The sequence below is a fragment of the Herbidospora galbida genome (genome assembly GCF_005233835.1).
Lineage (GTDB): Bacteria > Actinomycetota > Actinomycetes > Streptosporangiales > Streptosporangiaceae > Herbidospora > Herbidospora galbida.
In genome coordinates this window covers 1-7799 of record NZ_SZQA01000092.1, presented here as the reverse complement: position 1 = coordinate 7799, position 7799 = coordinate 1, and the positions used below count along the sequence as shown (strand labels likewise).

General features: G+C 76.2%; 1 protein-coding gene. It reads right to left on the bottom strand.

Annotation, left to right across the window (positions count from 1 at the left end; genetic code table 11):
- Positions 1-7799, bottom strand: a 7799-nt coding sequence (locus FDA94_RS40930; RefSeq protein WP_137251980.1) for a type I polyketide synthase, incomplete at both ends; no start/stop codon positions are given.

Sequence of the window (7799 nt, the reverse complement as noted above, 5' to 3'; positions counted from 1 at the left end):
CGAGCCCGGGACGGTCGGCGAGGTGGTCGCGCAACCGCCCGGCCTGCGCCCGCAGGGCCTCGGGGCTGTGGGCCGACAGCAGGATCGGCGCCGGGCCGGGCTCCGGCGCGGCGGCGGTGGCCGGGGCCTCCGGTTCTTCGAGGATGACGTGGGCGTTGGTGCCGCTGATGCCGAAGGAGGACACCGCCGCGCGGCGGGGCCGGGTGTCGTCCCGCTCCCACGGCCGGGCCTCGGTGAGCAGGCGGACCGCGCCGCTGTCCCAGTCGACGTGCGGGGTCGGCTCGTCGACGTGGAGGGTCCTGGGCAGGACGCCGTGCCGCATGGCGTGGACGATCTTGATGATGCCGCCGACCCCGGCCGCCGCCTGGGTGTGGCCGATGTTCGACTTCAGCGAGCCCAGCCACAGGGGCCGGTCCGCCGCGCGGTCGCGGCCGTACGCGGCGAGGAGGGCCTGCGCCTCGATCGGGTCGCCGAGGCGGGTGCCGGTGCCGTGCGCCTCGACGGCGTCCACGTCCGACGGGTGCAGTCCCGCGCCCGCGAGCGCCTGGCGGATGACGCGCTCCTGCGAGGGGCCGTTGGGGGCGGTCAGGCCGTTGCTCGCGCCGTCCTGGTTGACCGCCGTGCCGCGCACGACGGCGAGGATCGGGTGGCCGTTGCGGCGGGCGTCGGAGAGCCGTTCGACCAGGAGCAGGCCCGCGCCCTCCGACCAGCCGGTGCCGTCGGCGGCGGCGGCGAAGGCCTTGCAGCGGCCGTCGGCCGACAGCCCGCGCTGGCGGCTGAACTCCACGAACGTCCCCGGCCCGGCCATCACGGTCACCCCGCCCGCCAGGGCCAGGTCGCACTCGCCCCGGCGCAGGGCCTGGACGGCCAGGTGCAGCGCCACCAGCGAGGAGGAGCAGGCCGTGTCGACGGTGACCGCCGGGCCCTCCAGCCCGAAGGTGTACGCCAGCCGCCCCGACAGCACGCTCCCGGTGTTGCCGGTCAGCAGGTAACCCTCGAGGTCCTTCGGCGCCCGCGTCAGCCGGGCCGCGTAGTCGTTGTACATGACCCCGGCGAACACGGCGGTGCGCGAGCCGCGGACCGAGTCGGGGGCGATGCCGGCCCGTTCGAAGGTCTCCCACGCCGTCTCCAGCAGCAGCCGCTGCTGGGGGTCGATGGCGGCGGCCTCCCGGGGGCTGATGCCGAAGAAGGCGGGGTCGAAGTCGGCGGCGTCGTACAGGAAGCCGCCCTGCCGGGTGTAGGAGGTGCCGACGCGGTCGGGGTCGGGGTCGTACAGGGAGTCGAGGTCCCAGCCCCGGTCTGCGGGGAAGGGGCCGACGGCGTCGACGCCGTCGGCGACCAGCCGCCACAGGTCCTCCGGAGAGGCGACCCCGCCGGGATAGCGGCAGGCCATGCCGACGATGACGACCGGGTCGTCGTCCCGGACCGCCGTCACGGCCGCCGTCTCGCGGGCCTGCGTGCCGGGGAGCAGGCCGGTCAGGTAGGCGGTGAGCGCGTCCGCCGACGGGTGGTCGAAGGTGACCGTGGCGGGCAGCCGCAGGCCGGTCACCGTGCCGAGCCGGTTGCGCAGCTCGACCCCGGTGAGCGAGTCGAACCCCAGGTCCCGGAACGCGCGGGCGGGGTCGATGCCGGTCGAGCCGGAGTGGCCCAGCACGTCGGCGACCGCCGTCAGCACCGTCTCCGCGACGGCCCTGGGCCGCTCGTGCGCGGGCAGCGCCGCGACGCGTTCCGTCCACGACCCGGCCTTCTTACGCCGGACCGGCGGCACGAGCCCGCGCAGCGGCGCGGGCAGCGGCCCCGCAGACGCGCGCCGTCGCAGCGCCCCGGCGTCCACCCTCGCCGGTACGAGCACCGCGTCGTCCCCCGCCCCGAGCGCGGCGTCGAGCAGCTCCAGCCCGCGCGCCTCCGTCAGCGGCGGCAGCCCCGACCGCGACCAGCGGGCCCGCGCGGCCGCCTCCAGCGTGTCGCCCATGCCGCCCTCCCACAGCCCCCAGGCCAGCGACAGCGCGGGCAGCCCGCTCGCGCGGCGGTGCGCGGCGAGGGCGTCGAGGTAGGCGTTGGCGGCGGCGTAGTTGGCCTGCCCCGCCGTGCCGACGACGCCGGTGACCGACGAGAACAGGACGAACGCCGCGAGCGGCAGCTCCCGGGTCAGTTCGTGCAGGTGCGCGGCGGCGTCCGCCTTCGGCCGCAGCACCGCGTCGAGCCGCTCGCCGGTCAGGGACTCCAGCGTCCCGTCGTCGAGCACGCCCGCCAGGTGCACCACGGCGCCGATCTCCACGGAGGCGAGCACGGTCGCCAGCGCCTCCCGGTCGCCGACGTCCACGGCGGCGAACTCGGCCCGCGCGCCCAGCTCGGCCAGCTCGCGGGCGAACTCGGCGGCCCCGGGGGCGTCCGGCCCGCGCCGGCTGAGCAGCAGCAGCCGCCGCACCCCGTGCCGCCGCACCAGGTGCCGGACGACGGGCCGCGCCAGCCCGCCCGTGCCGCCGGTCACCACGACGGTCCGGTCGTCGAACACCGTGGCCGTGCCGGTCGGCTCCGCCCGGGTGAGCCTCGGGACGAGGACCGCCCCGTCCCGCACGGCGAGCTGCGGCTCGTCGGCCGACAGGGACGCGAGGACGTCGGCCGGGGTGTCGAGGGGGACGTCGGCGACGGCGAACCGGCCGGGCCGCTCGGTCTGCGCCGCCCGGAGGAGGCCCCACGCGGCGGCCTGCCACGGGTCGCCGACCCGGTCGCCCCGGGCGGCGGCCACGGCCCCGTCGGTGAGGAAGAGCACGCGGCCGTCGGCCGCCTCCTGCACGGCCCGCAGCACGAACGCCGCCGCGCCCCGTCCGGCCGGGACCCTGATCGTGACGGCGTCGCCCCCGGCCGGGGCGTCGGAGGGGACGGGGGTCCAGGTGAGGCGGTGCAGGTCGGGGAACGCGGGCCGGGCGGCGGGGATCGGGCGCAGGGTCACGGCCTCGGCCGACAGGACGGGGAGGCCGGCCTCGTCGGTGGCGTCGAGCCGCTGGGTGCCCGACCAGGTGACCCGCAACGTCCGGGCCTTGGTGGTCGACAGCTCCACGCCGGTCCACGCGAACGGGACGGGCAGCCCGTCGGCGCGGGCGAGTTCGCGGCCCACGAGCGGGTGCAGCGCGGCGTCGAGCAGCGCGGGGTGCAGCGCGAACCCGCCGGGGTCGCCGGGGAGCTCCAGTTCGGCGTGGAGGAGGTCGGCCTGCCGCCAGGCCGCCCGCACGCCGTGGAAGTCCGGGCCGTAGGCGTAACCGGCGTCGGCCAGGTCGGCGTAGAGCTGGTCGGGGTCGATCGGCTCCGCGCCCGCCGGCGGCCACACGGGGGTCGCCTGGACGGCGGTGCCCCTGGCGGGCGCGAGCAGGCCGGTCGCGTGGCGGCGCCACGGCTCGTCCGCGCGGTCGGGGCGGGCGTGGACGCTCAGCGTGCGGGTGCCGTCGGCGCTTGCCGGACCGACGGAGAGCTGCAGGGCCACCCACCCCTGGTCCGGCAGGACCAGCGGGGTCTCGATGGTGAGCTCTTCGACGCGGGGAGCGCCGGCACGGTCGCCCGCCGCCAGGGCCAGTTCCACGAGCGCCGTGCCCGGCAGCAGGACCGAACCGGCGATCCGGTGCCCCGCCAGCCAGGGGTGGGCCTCCAGGGAGACGCGCCCGGTCAGCAGCAGCCCGTCGTCACCGGCCAGGTCGACGACCGAGGTGAGGAGCGGGTGGCCGGTGTCGTTCGAGCTCTTGCGCGTGGGGTTGAGCCAGTAGCGCCGGCGCTGGAAGGGATAGGTGGGCAGGTCAGCGGGTTCGGTTCCGTTCAGGTGCCAGTCGACGGGGTGGCCGGTGGCGTGGAGGGTGGCCAGGAGCCTGGTGAGGGTTTCCGGCTGGTCGCGGCGGAGGGTGGGGTGGGCGTCGTGGTCGGGGAGCAGGGCGGTGAGGACGGCGTCGGGGCCGATCTCGACGAAGGTCTGGATGTCGGTGAGGGCGTCGATGACGTCGGTGAAGCGGATGGGTTCGCGGACGTGTCTGACCCAGTGGTCGGGGTCGTCGAGTCCGCCGAGGTGCCCGGTGCGGTCGGAGACGATGGGGATCGCGGGTTCGGCGAACTCCAGGGTGTCGAGGACCTGCCGGAACTCCTCCAGCATGGGTTCCATCAGCGGTGAGTGGAAGGCGTGGCTGACGGTCAGCCGCTTGACCTTCGCGCCCTGGGCTCGTTCGATGACCTGCTGGACGGCCTCCAGAGTCCCCGAGACGACGGTGGCGCGCGGCCCGTTCACGGCGGCGAGTGAGACCTGGTCGGTGAGCCCGTCCAGCAGGGCGAGGGCCTCGGCCTCGCCGAGTGACAGGGCCGCCATGGCCCCGCCGGGTGGCAGCTCCTGCATGAGGCGGGCGCGGGCGGTGACGAGCTTGGCGGCGCTGGGCAGGTCGAACACCCCTGCGACGTGGGCGGCGGCGATGGACCCGACGGAGTGCCCGGCCACGGCGTCGGGCCGGAGGCCGTGGTGTTCCAGGAGCCGGTAGAGGGCGGTCTGCAGGGCGAAGAGGGCGGGTTGGGTGTAGCGGGTCTCGTTGAGCAGAGGGTTTCCGGTGAAGACGATCTCTTTGAGGCCTGGTTCGAGTTCGGCGAGGGCTGCGTCGAAGGCGGCGGCGAAGACGGGTTCGGCCTCGTAGAGCTGGCGTCCCATGCCGGGGCGCTGGCTGCCCTGACCGGTGAACAGGAACGCGGTCCTCGGCTTGGTGGCTTCCCTCGTGATGAGGGCGTGGTGCTCTTGGCCGTCGGCCAGTGCCGTCAGCGCGGCCAGCGCTTCGGCGCGGTCGTCGGTGACGACGGCGGCCCGGTGGGCCAGTGCGGCCCTGCCGATCGCCAGGGTGCGGGCGGCGGCCTTCAGATCGAGATCGGGCGTGGCGGCGAGGTGATCGCGCAGCCTGGCCGCCTGCGCCCGGAGGGCCTCGGGGCCGCGCGCCGACAGCAGGACCGGCAGCGGCCCGGGTGCGACGTCGGGCGTGGCAGCGGGTTCGGGTTCTTCCAGGACGACGTGGGCGTTGGTGCCGCTGATGCCGAACGACGAGACGGCGGCCCTGCGTGGCCGGTCGTCGTCGTGGGGCCAGGCGACGGGCTCGGTGAGCAGCCGGAGGCCGTCGTTCCAGCGCACGTGCGGGGTGGGCGCGTCCACGTGCAGGGTGCGGGGCAGGAGGCCGTGCCGCATCGCCTCGACCATCTTGATGATCCCGCCGACCCCGGCCGCCGCCTGGGTGTGGCCGATGTTCGACTTCAGCGACCCCAGCCAGGCGGGCCGCTCGCGGTCCTGCCCGTAGGTGGCGATCAGCGCCTCGGCCTCGATGGGGTCGCCGAGGCGGGTGCCGGTGCCGTGGGCTTCGACGGCGTCCACGTCGGAGGGGGCCAGACCGGCGTTGGCGAGGGCCTGCCGGATGACGCGCTCCTGCGAGGGGCCGTTGGGGGCGGTCAGGCCGTTGCTCGCGCCGTCCTGGTTGACGGCCGTGCCGCGCACGACGGCGAGGATCGGGTGGCCGTTGCGGCGGGCGTCGGAGAGGCGTTCGACCAGGAGCAGGCCCGCGCCTTCGGACCAGCCGGTCCCGTCGGCGGCGGCGGCGAACGCCTTGCAGCGGCCGTCGGCCGACAGCCCGCGCTGGCGGCTGAACTCCAGGAACATGCCGGGCGTCGCCATCACCGTCACGCCGCCCGCCAGCGCCAGGTCGCATTCGCCCTGCCGCAGGGCCTGGACGGCCAGGTGCAGGGCGACCAGCGAGGAGGAGCAGGCCGTGTCGACGGTGACGGCCGGGCCCTCCAGCCCGAACGTGTACGCCACCCGCCCCGACGCGATGCTGACCGTGCTGCCGGTGAGCAGGTAGCCGTCGAAGCCCTCGGCGGGTTCGTGCAACCGGGGGCCGTAGTCCTGCGAGGTGCCGCCGACGAACACGGCGGTCCGGGAGCCGCGCAGGGTGTCCGGGTCGATGCCGGCCCGCTCGAAGGTCTCCCACGCCGTCTCCAGCAGCAGCCGTTGCTGGGGATCGATGGCCGCCGCTTCCCGGGGGCTGATGCCGAAGAAGTCCGCGTCGAAGTCGGCGGCGTCGTACAGGAAACCGCCCTGCCGGGTGTAGCTGGTGCCGGGGGTGGCCGGGTCGGGGTCGTACAGAGACTCCAGGTCCCAGCCGCGGTCGGCGGGGAAGGGGCCGACGGCGTCGACGCCGTCGGCGACCAGCCGCCACAGGGCCTCGGGCGACTCGGCGCCGCCCGGATAGCGGCAGGCCATGCCGACGATGACGACGGGATCGTCGGCCCGGGCCGCCGCCCGCGCCGGTACGACGTGCTCGGCGGCCCCGGCCAGTTCCGCCCGCAGAGACGCGACGACCGCGTGCGGCGTGGGGTGGTTGTAGACCAGCGCGGCCGGCAGGTCCAGGCCCGTCGCCTCGGCCAGCCGCTCGCGCAGTTCGACGGCGGCCATGGAGTCGAAGCCGAGGTCCTTGAAGGTACGGTCGCCGTCGACCGCGTCCCCGGTGACGTGCCCCAGCACGATCGCGGTCTGCGTCCGGACCAGGTCGAGCAGGTCGGGCAGGCCGGGGGTGTCGGCCGGGGCCGCCTCGGGGTGGGGCGTCTCGTCGAACCAGTGGCGGTCGCGCTGGAAGGCGTAGGTCGGCAGCGGCACCGCCCGGCCGGGCGCGAAGCCGCCCCAGTCGACGTCGACCCCGCGCACGTGCGCCGCCGCCAGCGCGCGCAGCAGGGTGGCCCGCTCGGGCCGGCCGCGCCGCAGCACGGCGTGACCGCCCGGCACCAGGGCCGAGAGCACCGCGTCGGGGCCGAGTTCGAGGAAGGTGGTCACGCCGTCGTCGCGCAGGGTCGTGAGGGCGTCGTGGAACCGCACGGCGTGCCGGATGTGCCGGGTCCAGTAGGCCGGATCGGTCAGCTGCTCCGCCGTCGCGACCCGCCCGGTCACGTTGCTCACGACCGGGATGACCGGGGGCCGGTAGGTGAGGGTGGCGGCGACGGCGTGGAACTCGTCCAGGACCGGATCCATGTGCGCCGAGTGGAAGGCGTGGCTCACCGCCAGCGCCCGGGTCCGGCGTCCCCGCGCGGAGAACAGCGCGGCCACCCGCGCGACCGCGTCGGCGTCGCCCGACACCACCACCGAGGTGGGCCCGTTGACCGCGCCGAGGTCCACCCCGTCGCCGAGGTGCGGGGTGATCTCCTCCTCGGTGGCCTCGACGGCCACCATGGCCCCGCCCGAGGGCGCCGACCACATGAGCCGGGCCCGCGCGGCCACCAGCGCCGCCGCGTCGGCCAGGCTCAGCACCCCGGCCACGTGCGCGGCCGTCACCTCGCCGATCGAATGGCCGGTGACGACGTCGGCCCGCACGCCGCGGTGCTCCAGCAGCCGGAACAGCGCCGTCTCCAGCGCGAACAGAGCGGGCTGGGTGTGGCGGGTCTCGTCCAGGAGGCCGCCGTCGAGGATCTCGGCCAGGTCGAGGTGCGGCGCGAAGGCGGCGGCCACCTCGTCGAAGGCGGCGGCGAACACCGGCTCGGCCTGGTAGAGCTCGGCGCCCATGCCCGCGTACTGGCTGCCCTGCCCGGTGAACAGGAACGCCGTCCGGGGCCGCCGGTCCGCGTCGCCACGGACGACCGACGGGTGCGCCCGCCCCTCCGCCACCGCCCGCAGCCCGTCGGCGAGCCCGTCGGCGTCGTCGGCCAGCACCACGGCGCGGCTCGCGAACCGGGTCCGGGTCGCGGCCAGGGAGTACGCCAGATCGACCGCCCGGCCGTGCGCGTGGCCCGCCAGCCGCCCGGCCTGGGCC